This is a genomic window from Micromonospora sp. WMMD714, assembly GCF_029581315.1.
Taxonomy (GTDB): domain Bacteria; phylum Actinomycetota; class Actinomycetes; order Mycobacteriales; family Micromonosporaceae; genus Micromonospora; species Micromonospora rifamycinica.
On the sequence record NZ_CP120744.1, the window covers coordinates 6710011 to 6732877 of the forward strand.

General features: G+C 74.3%; 15 protein-coding genes and 3 pseudogenes. 5 read left to right on the plus strand and 13 right to left on the minus strand.

Features of this window, described 5'->3' with window-relative positions:
* Positions 1–92: 92 nt before the first annotated feature.
* Complete coding sequence (locus tag O7625_RS28465; RefSeq protein ID WP_282342912.1) at positions 93–1601, minus strand: glutamate synthase subunit beta; 1509 nt, start codon at positions 1599–1601, stop codon at positions 93–95.
* Positions 1594–6249: a glutamate synthase large subunit gene (gene gltB, locus O7625_RS28470; protein WP_282342913.1), complete on the minus strand. Its 4656-nt coding sequence runs from the start codon at positions 6247–6249 to the stop codon at positions 1594–1596. The genes O7625_RS28465 and gltB overlap by 8 nt, the downstream gene beginning before the upstream one ends.
* A gap of 146 nt (positions 6250–6395) precedes the next feature.
* Between gltB and O7625_RS28475 the strand changes: the two genes are divergently transcribed.
* Complete coding sequence (locus O7625_RS28475) at positions 6396–7238, plus strand: GNAT family N-acetyltransferase (RefSeq protein WP_067314579.1); 843 nt, start codon at positions 6396–6398, stop codon at positions 7236–7238.
* Positions 7239–7591: 353 nt separating this feature from the next.
* Here the strand turns inward: O7625_RS28475 and O7625_RS28480 are convergent, their stop codons facing one another.
* The 5 genes from O7625_RS28480 to trpC form a co-directional block, all read right to left on the minus strand.
* Positions 7592–8782: an NAD(P)/FAD-dependent oxidoreductase gene (locus O7625_RS28480; protein WP_282342914.1), complete on the minus strand. Its 1191-nt coding sequence runs from the start codon at positions 8780–8782 to the stop codon at positions 7592–7594.
* Between the two features lie 11 nt (positions 8783–8793).
* Positions 8794–10131 carry a prolipoprotein diacylglyceryl transferase gene (gene lgt, locus O7625_RS28485; protein ID WP_282342916.1) on the minus strand — a complete coding sequence of 446 codons (1338 nt, stop codon included), beginning with the start codon at positions 10129–10131 and terminating at the stop codon, positions 8794–8796.
* A 49-nt stretch (positions 10132–10180) separates the two neighbouring features.
* Complete coding sequence (gene trpA / locus O7625_RS28490) at positions 10181–10990, minus strand: tryptophan synthase subunit alpha (RefSeq protein WP_282342918.1); 810 nt, start codon at positions 10988–10990, stop codon at positions 10181–10183.
* A 4-nt stretch (positions 10991–10994) separates the two neighbouring features.
* Entirely contained in the window at positions 10995–12230 is a 1236-nt protein-coding gene (gene trpB, locus O7625_RS28495) for a tryptophan synthase subunit beta (protein WP_282342920.1), read from the minus strand.
* Positions 12231–12341: 111 nt separating this feature from the next.
* The gene (trpC, locus tag O7625_RS28500; RefSeq protein ID WP_282347123.1) at positions 12342–13145 is read right to left on the minus strand and encodes an indole-3-glycerol phosphate synthase TrpC; all 804 of its coding nucleotides are present in this window, start codon (positions 13143–13145) and stop codon (positions 12342–12344) included.
* A gap of 477 nt (positions 13146–13622) precedes the next feature.
* On the opposite strand from trpC, the pseudogene O7625_RS28505 reads away from it, so the two are divergent.
* Positions 13623–13862 (plus strand): annotated as a pseudogene (locus tag O7625_RS28505) (hypothetical protein); the annotation flags it as partial.
* Positions 13863–13995: 133 nt separating this feature from the next.
* Here O7625_RS28505 and O7625_RS28510 read toward each other — a convergent pair.
* The 4 genes and pseudogenes from O7625_RS28510 to O7625_RS30310 form a co-directional block, all read right to left on the minus strand.
* Complete coding sequence (locus O7625_RS28510; RefSeq protein ID WP_282342922.1) at positions 13996–14586, minus strand: Trp biosynthesis-associated membrane protein; 591 nt, start codon at positions 14584–14586, stop codon at positions 13996–13998.
* Positions 14583–16136 (minus strand): anthranilate synthase component I, encoded by a 1554-nt coding sequence (locus tag O7625_RS28515; protein WP_067315426.1) that lies wholly within the window; start codon positions 16134–16136, stop codon positions 14583–14585. Before O7625_RS28515 ends, O7625_RS28510 begins: the two co-directional genes overlap by 4 nt.
* A pseudogene (gene hisI / locus O7625_RS28520) lies at positions 16133–16495 on the minus strand (phosphoribosyl-AMP cyclohydrolase); the annotation flags it as partial. The gene O7625_RS28515 and the pseudogene hisI, both read right to left, overlap by 4 nt.
* 210 nt (positions 16496–16705) lie before the next feature.
* Positions 16706–17425, minus strand: a pseudogene (locus tag O7625_RS30310) (phosphoribosyl-AMP cyclohydrolase); the annotation flags it as partial.
* A 267-nt stretch (positions 17426–17692) separates the two neighbouring features.
* Here O7625_RS30310 and O7625_RS28530 point away from each other — a divergent pair.
* Genes O7625_RS28530 through O7625_RS28540 form a run of 3 tightly spaced genes read left to right on the plus strand, consistent with a single transcriptional unit; the run spans position 17693 to position 19796 of the window.
* The gene (locus O7625_RS28530) at positions 17693–18433 is read left to right on the plus strand and encodes an ABC transporter ATP-binding protein (RefSeq protein WP_282342925.1); all 741 of its coding nucleotides are present in this window, start codon (positions 17693–17695) and stop codon (positions 18431–18433) included.
* Positions 18430–19185 carry an ABC transporter permease gene (locus tag O7625_RS28535; protein WP_067315418.1) on the plus strand — a complete coding sequence of 252 codons (756 nt, stop codon included), beginning with the start codon at positions 18430–18432 and terminating at the stop codon, positions 19183–19185. Before O7625_RS28530 ends, O7625_RS28535 begins: the two co-directional genes overlap by 4 nt.
* 5 nt (positions 19186–19190) lie before the next feature.
* On the plus strand, positions 19191–19796 hold the full coding sequence (locus tag O7625_RS28540) for a TetR family transcriptional regulator (RefSeq protein ID WP_089004374.1): 606 nt from the start codon (positions 19191–19193) through the stop codon (positions 19794–19796).
* 419 nt (positions 19797–20215) lie between these two features.
* Here the strand turns inward: O7625_RS28540 and O7625_RS28545 are convergent, their stop codons facing one another.
* Both O7625_RS28545 and O7625_RS28550 read right to left on the minus strand, forming a co-directional pair.
* Positions 20216–20953 carry a DUF2470 domain-containing protein gene (locus O7625_RS28545; protein ID WP_282342928.1) on the minus strand — a complete coding sequence of 246 codons (738 nt, stop codon included), beginning with the start codon at positions 20951–20953 and terminating at the stop codon, positions 20216–20218.
* A 99-nt stretch (positions 20954–21052) separates the two neighbouring features.
* Positions 21053–22840, minus strand: coding sequence for an ABC transporter ATP-binding protein (locus tag O7625_RS28550; protein ID WP_282342929.1), 1788 nt, complete (start codon positions 22838–22840; stop codon positions 21053–21055).
* Positions 22841–22867 lie beyond the last annotated feature (27 nt).

The window sequence follows — 22867 nt, forward strand, 5'->3', positions numbered from 1 at the left end:
CCGAAACGATGCAACAGCGGGCCGGCCCGACGGACCAGCGGGTCCGACGTACCAGCGCGCCAGCCGGAGCCGTCGGGGTCAGCGGGCGGGGGTCAGCGGGCCGCGAGCGGTTGCCGGGCCGGATCGACCGGAGCCGGCAGCGAACCGACCCCGCCCAGGTAGGAGTGGATCGCCGCGGCGGCGGCCCGGCCCTCGGCGATCGCCCAGACGATCAGCGACGCGCCCCGGTGCATGTCCCCGGCGACGAAGACGCCGTCGGCGTCGGTCTGCCAGTCCGGGCGGGCGTCGACCGCGCCCCGGGCGTTGCGGACCACCCCGAACTGGGCCAGCAGCGGCTGCTCCTCGGTGCCCTCGAAGCCGATGGCCAGCAGCACCAGGTCGGCCGGGAGTTCCCGCTCGGAGCCGGGCAGCGCGGTGACGATCCGGCGGCCGTCCCGCCGCTCCACCGTCACCTCGGCGATCCGGACGCCCTTGACCTGGCCGGTGCCGTCGTCCACGAACTCCTGCACCGCGACCGCGAAGACCCGCTCGCCGCCCTCCTCGTGTGCCGGGTAGTTGCGTAGCACCCACGGCCAGGTCGGCCACGGATCCCGCTCGGCGTCCCGGCCGTGCGGCGGCTCCGGGTAGAGGTCGAGCTGGTGGACCCCGGCCGCGCCCTGCCGGTGGGCCACGCCCAGGCAGTCGGCGGCGGTGTCGCCACCACCGATGATCACCACGTGCTTGCCGGCCGCGTCGATCGGCGTACCGTCGGGCAGCACCGCCTGCGCCGGCCGGCCGTCCCCGGCCGCGGCGACCACCCGGTTGGCGGCGACCAGGTGGGTCATCGCCTGGTGGACGCCGCGCAACTGCCGACCGGGCGTCTCCGGGGTGTCCCGACCCTGGAGCGCGCCGCAGGCCAGCAGCACCGCGTCGTGCCGGGACCGCAGCTCCTCGGCGGTCACGTCGACACCGACGTCCACCCCGGTGCGGAACTGCACACCCTCCGCGGCGAGCTGGGCCAGCCGCCGGTCGATGTGCTGCTTCTCCAGCTTGAAGTCGGGGATGCCGTACCGGAGCAGGCCACCGATCGCGTCGTCCCGCTCGTAGACGGTGACGGCGTGACCGGCGCGGGCGAGCTGCTGGGCGGCGGCGAGCCCGGCGGGACCGGAGCCGACCACGGCCACGGAACGACCGGTCGACGCCGGCACCGGGCGGGGGTTCAGCCCGCCCCGGGCCACCGCCGCGTCGGCGATCTCCACCTCGACCTGCTTGATGGTGACCGGCTGCTGACCACCCAGGCCCAGCACGCAGGCCGCCTCGCAGGGCGCCGGGCAGAGCCGACCGGTGAACTCGGGGAAGTTGTTGGTGGCGTGCAACGACTCCACCGCGGCGTCCCAGGTCCCGGTGCGGACCAGGTCGTTCCAGTCCGGGATGCGGTTGCCCAGCGGGCAGCCGTCGTGGCAGAACGGGATGCCGCAGTCCATGCAGCGGGTGGCCTGCTCGCGGATCAGCTCCTCACCGGCGGGCGGGTAGACCTCACGCCAGTCACTGATCCGCACCGCCACCGGACGACGGGCCGGCAGCCGCCGGTCATAGCGCAGGAAACCGTTCGGGTCAGGCACGAGCCACCTCCTGGGCGACCACCCGCGTGGCGGGCGGCACCGACGCGGTCAGCGCAGACATCACCGCGTCGTCGACGTCGCGGCCGGCGGCTTCGGCGGCCTTCATGATCTCCATAACCCGGCGGTAGTCCCGTGGGACCACGGCCGTGAACTCCCCGACCGCCTCCGGCCAACGCTTGAGCAGCTCCGCGCCGACCGCCGAGTCGGTCTCCGCGACGTGCCGCTGCACCAGGTCGTGCAGCAGCTCCCGCTCGGCGTCGCGCAGCGGGGCCAGGTCGACCAGCTCCGCGTTGACCCGGCCGGTGTCCAGCCGGTGCACGTACGCCGTACCGCCGGACATGCCGGCGGCGAAGTTGCGGCCGGTCTCGCCGAGCACCACCACCGTGCCACCGGTCATGTACTCGCAGCCGTGGTCGCCGACGCCCTCGACGACGGCCACCGCGCCCGAGTTGCGGACCGCGAAGCGCTCCCCCACCCGGCCCCGCAGGAACAGCTCACCGCCGGTGGCCCCGTACAGGATGGTGTTGCCGGCGATGATCTGGTCCTCGGCGCGCTGCCCGGCGGTGGCGTCGGGGTCGACGAACGGCGCGGCGGCGTCCGGGCGGACCACGATCCGGCCGCCGGAGAGCCCCTTGCCGACGTAGTCGTTGGCGTCGCCGTGCAGCCGCAGGGTCACCCCGCGCGGCAGGAACGCGCCGAAGGACTGCCCGGCGGTGCCCCGCAGCACGAACTCCACCGTGTCGTCCGGCAGGCCGGCACCGCCGTGCCGGCGGGTCACCTCGCCGCCGAGCATCGCGCCGACACTGCGGTGCTCGTTGCGCACCGCCACCTCCACCCGGACCGGGCTGCCGTCGCGCAGCGCCGGCTGGGCCAGCGCGATCAGCTCGTTGTCCAGCGCCTGCGCCAGGCCGTGGTCCTGGGCGCGGACCCCGCGCCGGGCCGCGCCCTCGGGCAGCTCCGGGGTGTGCAGCACCCGGGCCAGGTCGAGGCCGTGGCCCTTCCAGTGCTCGATCGCCGGTACGACGTCGAGCACCTCGGTCTGCCCGATCGCCTCTTCGATGCTGCGGAAGCCCAGCTCGGCCAGGTAGCCCCGGACCTCCTCGGCGAGGAAGAGGAAGAAGTTCTCCACGAACTCCGGTCGGCCGGTGAAGCGTTCCCGCAGCACCGGGTTCTGGGTGGCGATGCCCACCGGGCAGGTGTCCAGGTGGCAGACCCGCATCATCACGCAGCCCTCGACGATCAGCGGGGCGGTGGCGAAGCCGAACTCCTCCGCGCCGAGCAGCATCGCCACCACCACGTCCCGGCCGGTCTTGAGCTGGCCGTCGACCTGCACGGTGACCCGGTCGCGCAGCTTGTTGAGCAGCAGCGTCTGCTGCGCCTCGGCCAGGCCCAGCTCCCACGGGGTGCCGGCGTGCTTGAGCGAGTTGAGCGGGGACGCGCCGGTGCCGCCGTCGTGCCCGGAGATCAGGATGACGTCGGCCTTGAGCTTGGCGACCCCGGCCGCGACGGTGCCCACGCCGACCTCGCTGACCAGCTTGACGTGCACCCGGGCGGCCGGGTTGACGCACTTGAGGTCGTGCACGAGCTGCGCGAGGTCCTCGATGGAGTAGATGTCGTGGTGCGGCGGCGGGGAGATCAGGCCGACGCCCGGGGTGGCGTGCCGGGTCCGGGCGATCCACGGCCAGACCTTGTTGCCGGGCAGCTGCCCGCCCTCGCCGGGCTTCGCGCCCTGCGCCATCTTGATCTGGAGGTCGTCGGCGTTGACCAGGTACTCGCTGGTCACCCCGAAGCGCCCGCTGGCGATCTGCTTGACCGCCGAGCGGCGGGCCGGGTCGTGCAGCCGGTCGACGTCCTCACCGCCCTCGCCGGTGTTGGACTTGCCGCCGAGCCGGTTCATCGCGATGGCCAGCGTCTCGTGCGCCTCGGCCGAGATCGACCCGTACGACATGGCCCCGGTGGCGAACCGCTTGACGATCTCGGTGGCCGGCTCGACCTCCTCGATCGGCACCGCCGGGCGCAGCCCGGTCCGCAGGGTGAACAGCCCGCGCAGCGAACCGGCCTGGGCGGCCAGCTCGTCGACCTTGGCGGTGTACTGGCGGAACACGTCGTACTGGCGGCTGCGGGTGGCGTGCTGGAGCAGGAAGACCGTCTCCGGGTTGAACAGGTGCAGCTCGCCCTCGCGCCGCCACTGGTACTCGCCGCCCACCTCCAGGCGGGTGGAGCCGGCGGCGCCGGGGGTCGGCCAGGCCTGCCCGTGCCGGGCGGCGACCTCGGCGTGGATCCCGGCCAGCCCGATCCCGCCGATGGTGCTCGGGGTGCCCCGGAAGTAGCGGTCGACCAGGCGGGTGTCCAGGCCGACGGCCTCGAAGACCTGCGCCCCGCAGTACGACGACACCGTCGAGATGCCCATCTTGGACATGATCTTCAGGACGCCCTTGCCGAGCGCCTTGACGTAGTTGCGGACCGCCTTACCCGGCTCCACCCCGACCAGCGCGCCGGTGGCGATCATGTCCTCCACCGACTCGAAGGCCAGGTAGGGGTTGACCGCCGCCGCGCCGTACCCGATGAGCACCGCCGCGTGGTGCACCTCGCGGCAGTCACCGGACTCCACGATCAGCGCCACCTGGGTCCGGGTCTGCTCCCGCACCAGGTGCTGGTGCACCGCCGCGGTGAGCAGCAGCGACGGGATCGGCGCCAGGTCGGCGTTGGAGTCCCGGTCGGACAGCACCAGGATCCGTACGCCGTCCTCGATCGCCTCGGACACGTGCCGGCAGATCTCGGTCAGCCGGGCCTTGATGCCGGCCCCGCCGTCGCGGATCCGGTAGAGCCCGGAGACCCGGACCGCCTTGAAGCCGGGCAGGTCGCCGTCCTCGTCGACGTCGAGCAGCTTCGCCAGCTCGTCGTTGTCGATCACCGGGTAGGGCAGCACGATCTGCCGGCAGCTCGCCGCGCCCGGGTCCAGCAGGTTGCCCTCCGGGCCGATGGTCGACGCCAGGCTGGTCACCAGCTCCTCCCGGATGGCGTCCAGCGGCGGGTTGGTGACCTGGGCGAAGAGCTGGTGGAAGTAGTCGTAGAGCAGCCGGGGCCGGGTCGACAGCGGCGCGATCGGGGTGTCGGTGCCCATCGAGCCGAGCGGCTCCGCGCCGGTGCGGGCCATCGGGGCGAGCAGGATCTTCAGCTCCTCCTCGGTGTAGCCGAAGGTCTGCTGCCGGCGACGCACCGAGTCGTGGGTGTAGACCACGTGCTCGCGGGGCGGCAGGTCGTCCAGCTCGATCAGGCCGGCGTGCAGCCACTCGTCGTACGGCTGGGCGGCGGCCAGCTCGGTCTTGATCTCGTCGTCCGAGACGATCCGGCCGTTGACCGTGTCGACCAGGAACATCCGGCCCGGCTGGAGGCGGCCCTTGGCGACCACCGTGGCCGGGTCGAGGTCGAGCACACCCGCCTCGCTGCCCAGCACCACCAGCCCGTCGGCGGTATGCCACCAGCGCCCCGGCCGCAGACCGTTACGGTCGAGCACCGCGCCGACGATCTCGCCGTCGGTGAAGGCGACCGACGCCGGGCCGTCCCACGGCTCCATCAGGCTGGCGTGGAACCGGTAGAACGCGCGCTTGTCCGGGCGCATCGCCGGGTCGTTCTCCCAGGCCTCCGGGATCATCATCAGCACCGCGTGCGGCAGGCTCCGGCCGGCCAGGTGCAGCAGCTCCAGCACCTCGTCGAAGTTGGCCGAGTCGGAGGCCGCCGGGGTGCAGACCGGGAACACCCGACGGATGTTGCCCGGTAGGTGCGGGCTGCGCAGCAGCGCCTCGCGGGCCTGCATCCAGTTCCGGTTGCCCCGGATCGTGTTGATCTCGCCGTTGTGCGCGATGAACCGGTAGGGGTGGGCCAGCGGCCAGGACGGGAACGTGTTGGTGGAGAACCGGGAGTGCACCAGCGCGATCGCGCTGTCGACCCGCTCGTCGGTCAGCTCCGGGAAGTACTCCGGCAGCTGGTCGGGGGTGAGCATGCCCTTCCAGGTCATCGTCCGGGCCGACAGCGACGGGAAGTAGGCCGTCACCCCCCGCTCGGCGGTCTCCCGCTCGGCCTGCTTGCGCACGCAGAACGCCACCCGGTCCAGGTCGATGCCGGCCAGCGCGGAGCCGGCCGGACCGGCCGGGGTGTCGGTGAGCCGGTGCGCGGCCAGGAAGAGCTGCCGGATCCGGGGCATCGCCGCCAGCGCCGTCTCGCCCAGCCCGCTCGGGTCGGTCGGCACGTCGCGCCAGCCCAGCACCTCGGCCCCCTCGACCAGGGCGTACTTCTCCACCACCTGACGGGCGCGGGCCTCGCCGCCGTCGTCGTCGGGGAGGAAGACCAGGCCGGTGGCGTACTGGCCGGCGGGCGGCAGCGGGAAGTCCACCACCGCGCGCAGGAACGCGTCCGGAACCTGGATCATGATTCCTGCGCCGTCGCCGGTGTTCTGCTCGGCGCCCCGGGCGCCCCGGTGGTCAAGCCGGCAGAGCGCACCGAGGCCGTTCGCCACCACCGCATGGGAACGCCGTCCGTACAGGTCGGCCACGAAGGCCACCCCGCACGCGTCATGCTCGTGCGCCGGGTCGTACAGACCGGTCGCGGACGGGACCGGCTGCGGGGTGTGCGGGTACGGAAGGGCCACCGGGTCTCCTGTCGTCACTCAGGTTGTTTCATGGTCGGGACGACGTCGGCCCTTGGCAGTCTGTTGAGTCTACGTTAGGGCGACCCGGGCGGGGCCAGTGCGGATTGATCACACCGTCCAGACTCTGGGACGTGTAGTCTCGCGCGGTGGATCCTGCACACCGCGATCTGTTCGACCGGTTGGAACGCTTCTACGACGCGGTGCCCCGGGACGCCGCCCACCCCGAGGAACACGGCGCGCTGGTGCTCTTTGTCCGGGATGGCGAGGGTTGGCCGTTCTACGCCCGACCGCGCCTCGACACCACCACCGCACCCTCACTGGCCGACGTGCACGCCGTCCGCGAACGGCAACGGGAGCTGGGCCTGCCGGAGGCGTTCGAGTGGGTGCACGACACCACCCCGGACCTGCTCGCCACCGCCCGCGCCGCCGGGCTGAGCGTGCTGGAGGCACCGCTGATGGTGCTCGATCCGGCCGCCCTGCCCGACCCGGCGACGCTCACCGACGTACCCGTGCGGGTGCTCGACCCGGACGCACCCGGCTTCGCGCTCGACGTGGCGGCCCGGCGCGCGGTCGCCGCGGTGGGGTTCTCCGCCGCCGGCACCGCCCGCGGCGACGCCGGCCCCGAGCAGCGCGACGCCGCCATGACCGAACTCGACGTGGCCGCGCTGGACGAGGAGCGGCTCCGGATCGCCGACGGCCGGCGACTGTCGGTCGTCGCCGGCACCCCCGCCGACGGCGCGCTGGCCAGCGGCATGGCCATGCGGGTCGACGACGTCGCCGAGATCGCCGGGGTGGCCACCCTGCCCGCCGCCCGCCGTCGCGGGCTCGCCTCGGCGGTCACCGCCACCCTCGCCCACGCCCTCCGCGACGCCGGCACCGACCTGGTGTTCCTCTCCGCCGGCAGCGAGGAGATCGCCCGGGTCTACCTCCGCGTCGGCTTCCGCCGCATCGGTACCGCCTGCATAGCCGAACCCACCGCCCTCCTCTGACCCCCCACCCCCTCGTCCTCCCCCACCGTGCCCTCCACCCTTCGCCCCGCCGGCCGGCCCGGATTCGGGTGATCAAGAGCTTTACGTCACCCCGCCGCGCCACCCCGACCCAAACCTCTTGATCACCCCCGCACCCACCCGGCCTGAGCAGGTGATCAAGAGCTTTACGTCACGTGGGGGCGGCGGATTGACCCGAACCTCTTGATCACCCCCGCGTCCAGCCGGCTTGAGCGGGTGATCAAGAGGTTCGGGTCACCTGGGGCGGGTGGGGTGACGTAAAGCTCTTGATCACCGAGGCGGGCGGCACGGGGAAGGGGCGGCGGCGCGGGGAAGGGGCGGCGGCCCGGGGAGGATCAGGAGGAGGGTGGGGGGCGCCAGGCGGCGGCGGTGGTGGCGGCACCGGAGAGCAGGCGAGGGCTGAGGGTGCCGAGGGCCGCGTCCCGGGCGCGCAGGGCCAGCCGGCCCCGGGTCTGGAGCACCGCCGACATCCGGCGGGTCTGCCGGACCACGGTGGCCGCGCGGGGACGACGCAACCGGTCGTACGCCTGCACGGCGTCGGGGAGACGGGACTCCCGCAGCAGCGACGCCAGGGTGGCCGCGTCCTCGAAGGCCAGACAGGCGCCCTGTCCCAGGTGCGGCGGCATGGCGTGGGCGGCGTCGCCGAGCAGCACCACCCCGCCCGGCCCGGCCGGAAAGCCGTACGACCGGGGCAGCGGGCGCAGCTCGCGGATCTCCTGCTGGACCAGGTCGGCGGGTTCGGTCGCTGCCAACAGCTCGCCGATCGGCGCGGGCCAGCCGGCGAACCAGCGTTTCAGCAGGGCGAGCTGGGTCCGGGGCGGCTCAGGCCGGGGCGCTCCGGCGGCGGTGGCGACCCAGTAGACCCCGCCCCGACGAGACCCCCCGGAGGAACCCCGTTCGCCCAGCGACGCGGCCACGAACCGGTAGCCCGCGCCCAGCACCTCACCGCCGACCGGTTGGTCGCCCGGCAGGCTCGCCCGGTACCAGGGGATCACCGCCCGCCAGGCGGCACAGCCGGAGCTGACCACGGAGGCCTCCGGGGCCAGCTGGCGGCGCAGCACGCTGTCCGTGCCGTCGGCGGCGACCACCAGGTCCGCCTCGACGAACCGCCCGTTGCACCCCACCCCGGGCCGTTCCCCGGCATCCGCCCGGACGCTGTCCACCCCGACCCCGGTCCGCAGCTCGACCCGCTCACCGAGGCCGGCGATCAGGGCGTCGTGCAGATCCTCCCGGTGGACGACCACCGGCATCCGGTCGGCCGGGGTGGGCCGGGGCTGCACCAGCCAGTGGCCGTCGGGGCGACGGATGCCCCCGTCCGGCAGCGGGGTGGCGATGGCGTCCAGACCGGCCCCGAGGCCGAGCACCTGCAACGCGCGTACCCCGTTGGGCCAGAGCACCACGGCGGTGGGCTCCGGGCGCACCCGGTCGGCGCGTTCCAGCACGGTGACCTGCCACCCCGAGCGGGCCAGCGCACCGGCCACCGCCAGACCGCCGAGACCGGCCCCGACCACCACCGCGCTGCGCATGCCGCGCCCGCTCAGCTGTCCCGGTCGGTGGGGCGGTCGCCCCTGCCGCCGGCACCGGCAGAGCCGCTGCCGTCGCCCGCACCGGGCCGGTCGCCGGTCACGGCGGAACCGTCGCCGCCGACGGTGGGACGCTCGCCGGTCGCGGCGGGGCCGTCGCCGCCGGCGGTGGGGCCGTCATCGGTCGCGGCGGACGGGTCGGTCGTCGCGGCGGACGGGTCGGCGGCGTCCGCGGGGCGGTCGGTGGTCACCGAGGTCCGGGCCGCGTCGTCCGGGGCCGGCTCCGCGACCCCGTCGCCGGTCGCCGGCACGTCGTCCGCGCCGGGTTCGTCGGGCCGCACCCCGGTCTCCCGGTACGTGGTGAACTGCTCCTCGTCGACCACCTGGTACCCCACCGGGGCGACCGCCGCCGGGGAGCCCTTTCCGGTGCGGGACAGGTCGACCTGGGAGACGTCGGCACCGGTCGCCGCGACGGCGGGGGCGGGAGCCTCGATCGGGATCAGGAACTGGCGCGGACCCCGCACCCGCAGGAAGTAGATCAACGCGCCGACGAAGACCAGCCCGGCGGTCCACACGTTGAGCCGTACGCCGAGGATGCGGTTCGCCTCGTCGCTGCGCATCAGCTCGATCCAGAACCGGCCGGCGGTGTAGCCCATCACGTAGAGCGCGAAGGCCCGGCCGCGTCCCAGCTTGAACCGGCGGTCCACGGCGAACACCAGGCCGGCGACGCCGAGGTTCCACAGCGCCTCGTAGGCGAACGTCGGATGGTAGAGGCCGGGCTCCAGGATGGGCTGGTTGGCGTCGTCGCGCAGTGCGTGCCCGGGGTTGTCCGGGTCCATCCGGTGGATCTCCAGGCCCCACGGCAGGCTGGTCCGCCCGCCGTACAGCTCGTTGTTGAACCAGTTGCCGAGCCGGCCCACCGCCTGGGCCAGCGGCAGGCCCGGGGCCAGCGCGTCGGCCACCACCGTCAGTGGGATGCCGAGCTGCCGGGCGGCGATCCACGCGCCGACCGCGCCACCGGCGACCGCCCCCCAGATACCGAGGCCGCCCTCCCAGATGGCGAACGCCTTCCACGGGTCGCCCCCGGTGCCGAAGTACTTCTCGGGTGAGGTGATCACGTGGTAGATCCGGGCCCCGATGATGCCGGTCGGGACCGCCCACACCGCGATGTCGAGCACCGCGCCGGGGGCCACCCCGCGCCGGCGCAGCCGGTACTCGGTCACCAGACAGGCGACCACGATGCCGGCGACGATGCAGAGGGCGTACGCCCGCAGCGGGACCGGCCCGAGCTGCCACACGGCGGTCGTCGGGCTGGGCAGCGCCGCCAGGGGCGTCATCGAGACGAGGGTCACGGGTGCACAGGCTACCGCTGCGGCGCCCCGCCGTGGCACCCCGGTCCGGTCAGGCCGCCGACCCGACCGCCCGGACGCCCTCGGCGAGTTCGGCGGAGAGGGTACGCAGGGCGGTCAGCCCGGCGTCGAGATCCGGTGCGTCGAGCAGCCGGCGGATCAGCGCGCTGCCCACGATCACCCCGTCGGCGTACCCGGCGACGGTGGCCGCCTGCGCCCCCGTGCCGACACCGAGCCCCACCCCGACGGGCAGCTCGGTGACCTCCCGCAGCCGGGAGACCAGCACCGGTGCGGCGTCCGAGGTCTGCGACCGTGCCCCGGTCACCCCCATGATGGCGGTGGCGTAGACGAAGCCCCGGCAGTGTTCGACGGTCATCCGCAGCCGGGCGTCGGTCGACGACGGGGAGACCAGGAACGTCCGGTCCAGCCCGTACGCGTCCGAGGCGGCCAGCCACTCGTCGGCCTCCTCGGGGATCAGGTCGGGGGTGATCAGACCGGTGCCCCCGGCGGCGGCCAGGTCCCGGGCGAACGCGTCCACCCCGTACTGCTCGATCGGGTTCCAGTAGGTCATGGTGACCACCGGGGCGCCGGTGGCCGCGACCGCCTCGACGATGCGCAGCGTGTCGGCGGTGCGGACCCCACCGGCCAGCGCGATGTCGCTGGCCTTCTGGATCACCGGGCCGTCCATCACCGGGTCGGAGTAGGGGATCTCCACTTCGATGACGTCCACCCCGGCCTCGACCATCGCGGTCATCGCGGCGATGCTGCCCTCGACGGTGGGGAACCCGGCCGGCATGCAGCCGACCAGGACGGCCCGCCCGTCGGCACGGGCCTTGTCGAAGGCCACCCCGATCCGGCTCACGGTCTCACTGCTCCTTGTCGAGGATGCCGAAGTACTCACCGGCGGTGTGCACGTCCTTGTCGCCCCGGCCGGAGAGGTTGACCACGAGGACCGGCTCCCGGCCCAGCTCGGCGGCGAGCTGCGGGGCGACCTGCACCGCGCCGGCCAGCGCGTGCGCGCTCTCGATCGCCGGGATGATCCCCTCGGTACGGCAGAGCAGCTCGAACGCGGCCATCGCCTCCCGGTCGGTGACCGGCAGGTAGCGGGCCCGGCCGCTGTCGTGCAGCCAGGCGTGCTCCGGGCCGACGCCGGGGTAGTCCAGGCCGGCGGAGATCGAGTGCGACTCGATGGTCTGGCCGTCGGCGTTCTGGAGCACGTACGTGCGGGCGCCGTGCAGCACCCCCGGGGTGCCGCCGGTGATGCTGGCCGCGTGCCGGTCGGTGTCCACGCCCTCGCCGCCGGCCTCGAAGCCGTACAGCCGCACGTCGGTGTCGGGGACGAAGGCGTGGAAGATGCCCAGCGCGTTGGAGCCGCCACCGACACAGGCGAGGACCGCGTCCGGAAGCCCGCCGGTGAGGTCGAGGCACTGCCGGCGGGCCTCGTCGCCGATGCCGCGCACGAAGTCCCGGACCAGCTCCGGGAACGGGTGCGGGCCGGCGGCGGTGCCGATCAGGTAGTGGGTGTCGTCGACGTTGGCGACCCAGTCCCGCATCGCCTCGTTCATCGCGTCCTTGAGGGTGCGCGAGCCGGTGGTCACCGGGACGACGGTGGCGCCGAGCATCCGCATCCGGGCCACGTTGAGCGCCTGCCGCTCGGTGTCCACCTCGCCCATGTAGACCACGCAGTCGAGGTCGAACAGGGCGGCGGCGGTGGCGGTGGCCACCCCGTGCTGGCCGGCACCGGTCTCGGCGATCACCCGCCGCTTGCCCATCCGCCGGGTGAGCAGCGCCTGACCCAGCACGTTGCGCACCTTGTGCGCGCCGGTGTGGTTGAGGTCCTCCCGCTTGAGCAGCACCCGGGCGCCGACCTTGGCGGAGAACCGCTCGGCGGAGTACAGCAGCGAGGGGGTGCCGGCGTAGTCGCGCAGCAGGGCGTCGAACTCGGCGCGGAACTCCTCGTCGGTCATCGCCTTGCGGTATGCCGCGTCCAGCTCGTCGAGCGCCGCGACCAGCGCCTCGGGGACGAACCGGCCGCCGAACCGGCCGAAGTGGCCGGCGGAGTCGGGGAACTGCCCGGCCGGGGTCGACACGTCGGCGCTCATGCCGCCGCTCCCCGGCCGGTCGCGTGCCGACGCGCCGTCGTGTCGCCGGTGACGAATCGCTCACGCTCGCTCATCGCGATGTCCTCTCGCTGCGCGGATCTGCCCGTCGGGTCAGCGCGCCGGGCGGGGCGTGGCCGGGTGGTTCCCGGCGTTGACCAGCTCGGCGACCGCCTCACGGGGGCTCTTCTGGGTGACCAGCCCCTCGCCCACCAGGACGGCGTCGGCGCCGGCCGAGGCGTACCGGATCAGGTCGTGCGGACCCCGCACGCCGGACTCGGCGATCTTGACGACGCTGCTGGGCAGGCCGGGGGCGATCCGCTCGAACACGGACCGGTCGACCTCCAGGGTACGCAGGTTGCGGGCGTTGACCCCGATCACCTGCGCGCCGGCTTCCAGCGCCCGGTCGGCCTCCTCCTCGGTGTGCACCTCGACCAGCGCGCACATGCCGAGCGACTCGATCCGCTCCAGGAGCCCGACCAGGGCGTTCTGCTCCAGCGCGGCGACGATCAGCAGCACCAGGTCGGCCCCGTGCGCCCGGGCCTCGTGCACCTGGTAGCTGGAGACCACGAAGTCCTTGCGCAGGACCGGCACGTCGACGGCGGCACGGACCGCGGCCAGATCGTCGAGCGAGCCGCCGAACCACCGTCCCTCGGTCAGCACGCTGATCACCCGGGCACCGCCGGAGGCGTACTCCCCCGCCAGCTCGGCCGGGTCGGCGATCTCGGCCAGCCGGCCCCGGCTCGGTGAGGAGCGCTTCACCTCGGCGATCACGGCCACGCCGGGCTTGCGCAGGGCCGCGTACGCGTCCAGCGGCGGCGGCGCGGCGGCGGCCAGCTCGCGGATCCGCTCCAGCGGAACCTGCTCCTGCCGCCGCGCCACGTCCTCGCGGACGCCGGCCAGGATCTCGTCGAGCACACTTCCGGACGCCGCCGAACCGGCCCCGTCCCCCTCTGCGTGTGCATGATCAGCAGTCACCAACGGACTCCCCTCTCCGGGTGTCATGGGCCGATGCTAGGGCGCGCCACCTGGCGACATGTGCCGGGGGTATGGCGCTCCTCACGAGATGGGCTGTGGCATGATGCCCGACCTCCGGTGAACGGAATGTCACGCAGCGCCACCGTACCCGTCGGGCGGTGTCATCGACATCCGTCGTCCGGGGCACGCCGGACCATCGATCGATGCCCATACGCTATGAGATCACGATCCGCGCCGCCGCGCAGCTCGGGCCGGTCGCCGGCCTGTTGTGACCAAGGTCAAGAATGCCCGTCCGGCGCAGGTGGGGAGCGTTGACCGGGCCGTCACCCGGGCGAAACGTGAACCCGGCAGCATCGGCATCGGGCAGACTCGACGATGCGCCTGCCCACCATCGGATCTCATCGTGCGGGGTGACCTATGAGCACTGCGGGGCCGAACGCCGGCATCGGACTCACCACCATCTCCCGGACGGTCGCGTCGCTGGCCGTCGAGGTGGTGCACACCCTCGAACGCGTCGTGGCCGGTGAGGGCCGGGTGCGGACCGCCCGGGGCAACGCCTGGGAGGCGGTCTGCGCCGACCGCGCCCGCGCGGGTCAACGCGCCGAACTGGACCGCCTGGTCGCCGAGCTGGCCGCCGCCCGGGCCGGGCTGCCCACCACCCGGGCCACCGCCGGCGCCGAGCTGGCCGCCGCCCGGGCCACCGCCAGCGCCGAGCTGGTCGCGGCCCGGCGCGCGACCGGGGGCCGGGCCGCCGCCGGACAGCGGCCGACGACCCGCGCCCCGCAGCCGGTCAGCTGACCGTCGGGTCCTCACCCCGGTCGAGCGCGTCCCAGGCCTCCCGGGTGCCCCGGTCGGCGATCGGCCGCCCGTCGGAACGCGCCGGCCCACCGGTGCGCGCCGGCCGCTCGTAGCGGGCACCCATCGCCGGCCAGCGCCCGCCGCGCCGCGCGGTGAGCAGCCCACCACCGGCCGCCACCAACCCGCCGAGCAGGCAGAGCGCCGGCCACTGCGGGTGCACCTCGACGCCGAGGCCGGCGGTCAGCCCGTAGCCGGCACCGGCCGCCACCGCCAGGCCGAGCAGCGCGACCAGACCGCCCAGTGACCGCCGGACCCGCCCCCGGGTGGCCAGCACCGCGCCGCCGCCGGCCAACGCGACCAGCGCCAACGCGGGGAGCCAGGGCAGCAGGTCCGCCCCGGAACGGTCCTGCCGGGCCGCCGGCAGCGCACCCCGGGCGAGCACCTCCACCGCCCAGGTCCGGGTCGCCGCCCAGCTGGCCAGGCCCGCCCCCGCCAGGCAGAGCAGCAGCGCGTACGTCAGCTCGCGCCGCCCGCCCGACGTGCTGCCGGCGGCCGTCGTCGCGGCCGTCCCGGTGTCGCTCACCGCGCCGGTCGCAGGGTTTCGGCGGCGGCGATGGCGGCCAGCACGGCGGCGGCCTTGTTCCGGGTCTCCTGGTCCTCGGCGGCCGGATCGGAATCGGCCACCACCCCCGCCCCGGCCTGCACGTACGCCCGGCCGTCGCGGATCAGCGCGGTACGGATCGCGATCGCCATGTCGAGGTCGCCGCCGAACCCGAAGTAGCCCACGGTGCCGCCGTAGAGGCCCCGCCGGACCGGTTCCAGCTCCTCGATGATCTCCATGGCCCGGACCTTCGGCGCCCCGGACAGGGTGCCGGCCGGGAAGGTGGCGGCCAGCGCGTCGAAGGCCGTCCGGTCGTCGCGCAGGGTGCCCACCACCGTGGAGACGATGTGCATCACGTGGCTGTACCGCTCGATGGTGGCGAACTCCGGCACCTGCACGGTGCCCGGCCGGCACACCCGGCCCAGGTCGTTGCGGCCCAGGTCGACCAGCATCACGTGCTCGGCCCGTTCCTTCGGGTCGGCCAGCAGCTCGGTGGCGAGCCGGGCGTCGGCCGCCGGGGTGGCCCCGCGCGGCCGGGTGCCGGCGATCGGGTGCAGCATCGCCCGACGCTGCCCGTCGGCGTCGGCGTTGACCTTCAGGTGCGCCTCCGGGGACGAGCCGACGATGTCGAACCCGTCGAACCGCAGCAGGTACATGTACGGGCTCGGGTTGGTCGTCCGCAGCACCCGGTAGACGTCCAGCGGGTCGGCGTCGGTGGCCCGCTCGAACCGCTGGGCCAGCACGATCTGGAAGCACTCGCCGGCCCGGATCGCCTCCTTCGCCGCCTCGACCGCCTTCGGGTAGCCGCCCTCGGCGGTCCGGCTGACCACGTCGCCGGCCGGCGGCCGGTCCACCGTCGAGATCATGGGCGGAATCGGTCGGGACAACGCGGTGGTCATCGCGTCGAGCCGGCCGACCGCGTGGTGGTACGCGGCGGTGACCAGGGCCGCCCGGTCCGGGTCGTCCAGCGGGGGCAGCACCGCGTTGGCGACCAGGATCGCCGAGCCGTCGTAGTGGTCCAGCACCACCAGGTCGGTGGCCAGCATCATGCCCAGCTCCGGCACCCCGAGATCGTCCTCGGTGAACTCGGGCAGCCGCTCGAACCGGCGGATCAGGTCGTACCCCAGGTAGCCGACCATGCCGCCGGTCAGCGGGGGCAGGCCGGCGGCCGGATCCGGCGTGCCCCCGGCGAGCGCCGTGACGGTCTCCCGCAGCACGTGCACCGGATCCCCGGTGACCGGCACGCCGGCCGGCGGGGTGCCGGTCCAACTCGCCACGCCGTCCCGCTCGACCAGGGTGGCGCTGCTGCGCACCCCGATGAACGAGTACCGCGACCAGGCCATCCCGGCCGAGCCGACGCCCTGCTCGGCGGACTCCAGCAGGAAGGTGCCCGGCCCGCCGGCCAGCTTGCGGTAGACCCCGACCGGGGTCTCCGCGTCGGCCAGCAGCCGCCGGGTCACCGGCACCACCCGCCACCGGGCCGCCGCCTCGACGAACGTCGGCAGATCCGGGCTGAGCGCACCGTCGGTCATGAGATCGCCCCCTGGGTGGTGACCGGGAGTTCGGTGAAGAAGCAGGTGCGTTCGCCGGTGTGGCAGGCCGCGCCGACCTGGTCCACGCCGACCAGCACCGCGTCGCCGTCGCAGTCCAGCGCCACCGAGCGGACGTACTGGTGGTGGCCGGAGGTGGCGCCCTTGACCCAGTACTCCCGGCGGCTGCGCGACCAGTAGGTGGCCCGGCCGGTGGTGAGGGTGCGGTGCAGCGCCTCGTCGTCCATCCAGGCGACCATCAGCACCTCGCCGGTGTCGTGCTGGCGCACGACCGCGGCGACCAGGCCGTCCGGGGTGCGGCGCAGCCGGGCGGCGATGGCCGGGTCGAGACGGGACGGGCGGACCGCGCCGACGGGTCCACCGGCGCTGGGAGCGGAGTCAGGTACGGGCACAGTTACCGATTGTCCCGCACGCGGCGCGGGCACCTGCGCCCCGTCCCCGACCGCCCGGGAGAGCTGGGCGACATACCGGTCCAGCCGGCCGTCGCCCAGGGCCAGGGCGAGGTCCGGGCCGGCCGTCTCGGCGATCCGGTCGGCGTACGGGCGGACCAGCGGGAGCACCCCGGCCACCAGCCGGGCCGCGGCGGCGGCGACCTCGGCGACGCCGCCGGGGCGGATCCCCAGGCAGCGGAGCATGTCGTCGCGGTAGCCGGGCGGCGCGACCGGCAGGTCCAGGGCGGCGGCGAAGGCGACCCGCCGGGACGCCACCCGTACCCCCGGGTTGGCCAGCCGTAGCACGCACGGGCAGAGCCGGGCCAGGTCGGCGGCGGCCAGCCGGACGCCGAGCGGGTCGGCGGCGGCCCAGGCCCCCGCCACCTTGCCGAGGGTCGCGACGAACTCCTCCAGGCGGGGCTGGTCGGCGGGCTGGCAGAGCACCGGCAGGTCGATCCGGGGCCGCCAGGTCGGATCGGCCCAGAGCAGCCGGGCGGGGGTCGTCACCGGCAGCCCGAACGCCCACTCGGCCGGCTCGCCGAGCCGGTCGACCCAGGTGCGGACGTCCCGGGCGGCCACCGAGACGTGCACGATGCGCCCGTCGACCTCGGCCAGGTAGGCCCGCCGGGCGTCGTACGGCGGGGTGGGCGCGGCGGTCGCGGTGACCAGGACGTCGAGATCGACGTCGCTGTACGCGGTGGCGGCGCCCCGGGCATGGCTGCCGCGCAGCAGGATGCCGACCACGGGACGGTCGGCGGACGCCCGCAGCCGGTCGGTCCAGTCGGCCAGGAAGGCGGCCTCCGGCAACGGAGCGTGATCCACCGCGCCATCGTGCCGCACGTCCGATCAGCGCGCAATGCCCGAAGGCGGACCACCTGTCCGGTCGGAAGGCTAGCGCCCGATCCGAAGGCTGATGCCCTGGTCCGAAGGCTAGCGCCCGATCCTTCGGCCCGGCCCCGACCACCGCACCGGCGTGTCGGGTGCGGCCGACGGCGCACCCACCGGCGCACCGGCTACCGGGACCGGTCGGTGACAGGCCGTTGCGGAACGACGGGTAATTCATCTACCGTTGAGTTCAACAACCGATGAATTACAGAGGGAGGCGCGATGGACGACGCCATCGCCGTCCGCGACCTGGTCGTCGACCGGGGCCGGCGGCGGGTGCTGGACGGCATCGACTGCACGGTGCCGCAGGGCGCGGTCACCGGGCTGCTCGGCCCCAGCGGCAGCGGCAAGACCACCCTGATGCGGGCCGTGGTCGGGGTGCAGACCATCAGCTCGGGCACGGTCACCGTGCTGGGCCGTCCGGCCGGCGCGGCCGACCTGCGCCACCGGGTCGGCTACCTCACCCAGGCGCCCAGCGTCTACGCCGACCTGACCGTCCGGGAGAACGCCCGGTACTTCGCCGCCCTCCAGGGACGCGCCGCCGCCGACGCCGACCGGGCGGTCGCCGACGTCGGCCTGGCCGCCGCCGCCGGCCAACTGGTCGGCACCCTCTCCGGCGGGCAACGCAGCCGCGCCTCACTGGCCTGCGCGCTGGTCGGCGAACCGCAACTCATCGTCCTGGACGAACCCACGGTGGGGCAGGACCCGGTGCTGCGGGCCGACCTGTGGGCCCGGTTCCACGCCCTCGCCGCCACCGGCACCACCCTGCTGGTCTCCAGCCACGTGATGGACGAGGCGGCCCGCTGCGACCGGCTGCTGCTCATCCGCCACGGCCGACTGATCGCCGACGACACCCCGGACGCGGTGCGCGCCGCGACCGGGGTGGACGACCTGGAAGAGGCGTTCCTGCGGCTGATCCGGGCCGGCGAGACCGACCCGTCGACCACCGGGGAGGCGGCGTGAACCCGACGATCCTGGCCGCCACCACCGGGCGCATCCTGCGCCAGCTCCGGCACGACCGGCGCACCGTGGCGCTGCTGGTGGTGGTGCCGACGGTACTGCTCACCCTGGTCTACTACATGTACGCCGACCAGCCCGCCCCGCCCGGCCGGCCGGCCCCCTTCGACCGGGTCGCCCTGGTGATGCTGGGCTTCTTCCCGTTCATCATCATGTTCCTGGTGACCAGCATCGCGATGCTCCGCGAACGCACCAGCGGGACGCTGGAGCGACTGCTCACCACCCCGCTGGGCAAACTCGACCTGCTCTTCGGCTACGGCATCGCGTTCGGGCTGGCCGGAGTGGTCCAGTCGACCGTCGCCGCCGCCGCGGCGTACCAACTGCTCGGGCTCACCACAGCCGGCTCCGCCGGGCTGGTCGTCGGGATCGCCGCGGTGAACGCGGTGCTGGCCGTCGCGCTGGGGCTGCTGTGCAGCGCGTTCGCCCGGACGGAGTTCCAGGCGGTGCAGTTCATGCCGGTGGTGGTCGCCCCGCAACTGCTGCTGTGCGGGCTGTTCGTCCCCCGCGGGCAGATGGCCGGCTGGCTCCAGGCGGTCAGCGACGTGCTGCCCCTGTCGTACGCGGTGGAGGCCCTCCAGGAGGTCGGCGCGCACGCCGAACCCACCGGCCTGATGTGGCGGGACATGGCGATCGTGGCCGGCGCGGCACTGGCGGCCCTGGTACTCGCGGCGGCCACCCTGCGCCGGCGCAGCGGGTGACCCCGGTGACCCGACGCACCGGCCGCCGCCCCGGCAACCCGGACACCCGCGAGGCGATCCTCACCGCCGCCCGGTCGGCCTTCGCCGAACGCGGCTTCGACGCGACCCCGATCCGGCAGATCGCCACCGCCGCCGGGGTCGACCCGGCCCTGGTGCACCACTACTTCGGCAGCAAGGAGGAGCTGTTCCGGGCCACCATCGACATCCCGGTGGACCCGGCCGCGCTCCTACCCGCCGTCCTGGTCGGCGACCCGGACGGGACCGGTGAACGGCTGGTCCGCACGTTCCTCGGGGTGTGGGACTCGCCGGCCGGAGCGGCGGCGGTGGCCCTGCTCCGCTCGGCCGCCGACAACGAGTGGACCGCCCGGCTGATGCGCGAGTTCCTGGTCACCCAGGTGCTGCGCCGGGTGCTCGACCACCTCGACCTGCCCCCGGCGGAGCTGCCGATGCGCGGCGCGCTGGTGGCCACCCAGATGATCGGGCTGGCCATGATGCGCTACGTCATCCGCCTCGAACCGGTCGCCTCCGCCACCCCCGACACCCTGGCCGCCACCCTCGGCCCCACCATCCACCGCTACCTCACCGCCCCACTCCCACCCCCCACCCCGTGACCCCCTGCCCTGCCCGCCCTCGCCTCGCCCGCCCTCGCCCGCCCCGCCCGCGCCCCGCCCCCGCCCCGGTGATCAAGAGGTTTACGTCAATTTCGAGCGATCCGATGACACAAATCTCTTGATCGCCGGGCCTACCAGACGTGCACGCTGGTCAGACCGCGTGGTGGCTGATGACCAAGAGAATTGGGGTGGGGAACGTGCTTGCTGGTGACGCAAACCTCTTGATCACCGCGCCTACCAGCTGAGCAAGGGGATCAGACCGCGTTGGCGGCTGATGACCAAGAGGTTTGCGGTGGGGAACGCGCTTGCCGGTGACCTGAACCTCTTGATCACCGAGGCGAGGCGGGGTGACCGGGGCGAGGCGAGGCGGGATGAGCGGGAGGGAGGGAGGGGCGGGCGGGGAGGAGGGGCGGGGGCGGTCAGAGGTGGCGGTGGGTGGGGGTGGGGGTGTTGAGGAGGGGGTGGAGGAGGTTAGGGAGGTCTGCGCGGTCGGTCACCGGGTGGGGGAAGGGCAGGCGGGCCCGACGGCGGTCGCCGGGTCGGCCGTACGCCACGATCAGGCCGTAGCGGTCGAGGCGTACCACCCGGGGTTCGTCACCGGCCAGGTCGAGCTGACGCCGCAGGTACGCGACCACCTGGGGGCCGTGGCGGTCGGCGAGGTCGGCCAGCACGGTGGCCTCGTCGGCGTGCAGCGGATCCGGCTCGGCGGCGGCGTACTCACCGGGGTCGACCCGGTGCACGGTGCCGGCGGCCTCCAGGCGGGCCTCGGCGACCTCGAAGCGGTGCAACCGGAAGCGGCTGCCGACGTCGAGCAGGTCACCGGTCGGGTCCACGGCGGCGAAGTCGGCGGCGGCGCGACGGGCAGCTTCGCCGCACAGGGGCACCGCCCAGCCGGACACCCAGGCCCGGCCGGCCGAGGGTGCTCCGGCGGCCGGGGGCAGGTCGAGCACGTCGAGCACCACGGCGACGTCGCGGGCCGCGCCCGGGTCCAGCTCGGCGGCGAGGTCACTGAAGACCGGGACCAGCAGCAGCACCCGCCCCTCCGGGTCGGTGGCGTGCCGGACGTGGAACGGGCCGGGGCGGTGGGCGAGGTGCACCAGGCCGGGCAGCCGACCGGCCACCAGGGTACGGATCAGCTCAGCAGGGGTCGGGGCCACCGGGCACCTCCGATAAAGGTTAGCCTTACCTAACCCGCAGAGTAGAGCACCCGGGCGACCGCGTCCACCGACTCCCCGCCCTTCGACCGTGGTCGTCGGTCAGCGGGTCTGCTCCAGCCAGGAGGCGTAGAGCAGGCCGTAGACCGACTCGGGGTCACGGAGCAGCTCCTCGTGGGGGCCGCGCTGCACGATCCGGCCCCGGTCCACCACCACCACCTCGTCGGCGGCCTGGGCGGTGGAGAGCCGGTGCGCGATGGCCAACGTGGTCCGGCCCCGGGTGACCGCGTCCAGGGTGCGTTGCAGGCGCACCTCGGTCGCCGGGTCGACGGCGCTGGTCGCCTCGTCCAGGACGAGCAGGTCCGGATCCGCCACGTACGCCCGGGCCAGCGCGACCAGTTGCCGCTCCCCGACGCTCAGCGCCTCCCCCCGCTCGCCCACCGGGGTGTCCAGACCGGCCGGCAGACCGTCCAGCCAGTCGGCCAGGCCCAGCTCGGTGAAGGCGGCGGTCAGCTCGGTGTCGGTCAGCTCGGAACGGGCGAAGCGGACGTTCTCCCCGACCGTGGCGTCGAACAGGAACCCGTCCTGCGGCACCATCACCACCCGGGACCGCAGCGAGTCGAACCGCACCTCGTCCAGCGGCACCCCGGACAGCAGCACCCGCCCCTGCGTCGGATCCATCAGCCGGGTGAGCAGCTTGGCGAAGGTGGTCTTGCCGCTGCCGGTCTCGCCGACCACCGCCACCCGGCTCTTCGCCGCGATGTCCAGCGTGACGCCGTGCAGCACCGGCGGCCCACCCGGATAGGCGAACGTCACGTCGGCGAAGCGGATGTCCAGCGGCCCCACCGGCAGCTCCCGGCCCCGCTCCCCCGGATCGGCCACGTCCGGCGCGATGTCCAGCACGTCGAGCACCCGCCGCCAGCCGGCGATCGCGTTCTGCGCCTCGTTGAGCACCTCGGTGGCGATCTGCACCGGCTGGATGAAGAGGGTGACCAGGAACAGGAACGCGGTGAGCTGGCCGATGGACAACGTCCGGTCCGCCCCGAGCGACACCCCGACCACCACCACCCCGGCCAGCGCCACCCCGGCCGCCAGCTCCCCCACCGAGCTGCCCATGATGCTGATCCGGATGGCCCGCTGCTGGGCCACCCGCTGCCCCTCGATCGCCGCGTCCAACCGCCGGGCCGTCCGACCGGACACCCCGTACGCCCGGATCACCGGCGCACCCACCACGCTCTCGGCGATCGTGCCGAGCAGGGTGCCCATCCGCTGCCGGACCACCCCGTACGCCCCGGCCAGCCGGCGCTGCAACAGCCGGATCATCAGCACCGCCGGCGCGAACGCGACGAGCACCACCAGCGTCAACTGCCAGGAGTACGCCACCATCACGGCCGTCGTGACGGCGAGCTGACCCAGGTTGACGATGAGGATGACCCCGCCCCACTGGAGGAACTGGGTGATCTGGTCGACGTCGCTGGTCACCCGGGAGACCAGCGACCCGCGCCGCTCCGACTGCTGGTGCAGCATCGACAGGTCGTGCACGTGCCGGAAAGCCCTGGTCCGCACGTTGGCCAGCGCGGTCTCGCTGACCGTGAACAACCGCCGCATCATCAGGTAACCGCAGGCGGTGGTGAGCACCAGCACCGCCGCCGTGGCGGTGACCACGGTGACGATCACCCCCAGGTCCGGGCCGCCGGGCACGGCGATGCCCTGGTCGATGCCGCGCTGCACGGCGACCGGCACGGCCACCCGGCCGACCATGTAGACCAGCGCCAGGGCGATCGTGCCGGCCAGTCCGGTACGCAGCTCCGGCGAGAGCGCCAGCCCGCGCCGCAACGTCTGCCAGGTTCCCTCGGCCCGCTCGTCCGCACCGCCCGCACCCGCGCTCACCGCTGCCGCCCCCTCGCTCACCGCTGC

Bases quoted from the DNA above. Each gene is read 5' to 3' on its own strand.
- trpB (WP_282342920.1), bottom strand. From the start codon at position 12,230: ATGAGCGCCGACGTGTCGACCCCGGCCGGGCAGTTCCCCGACTCCGCC.
- O7625_RS28530 (WP_282342925.1), top strand. From the start codon at position 17,693: ATGGACGACGCCATCGCCGTCCGCGACCTGGTCGTCGACCGGGGCCGG.
- O7625_RS28515 (WP_067315426.1), bottom strand. From the start codon at position 16,136: ATGACCGACGGTGCGCTCAGCCCGGATCTGCCGACGTTCGTCGAGGCG.
- O7625_RS28480 (WP_282342914.1), bottom strand. From the start codon at position 8,782: ATGCGCAGCGCGGTGGTGGTCGGGGCCGGTCTCGGCGGTCTGGCGGTG.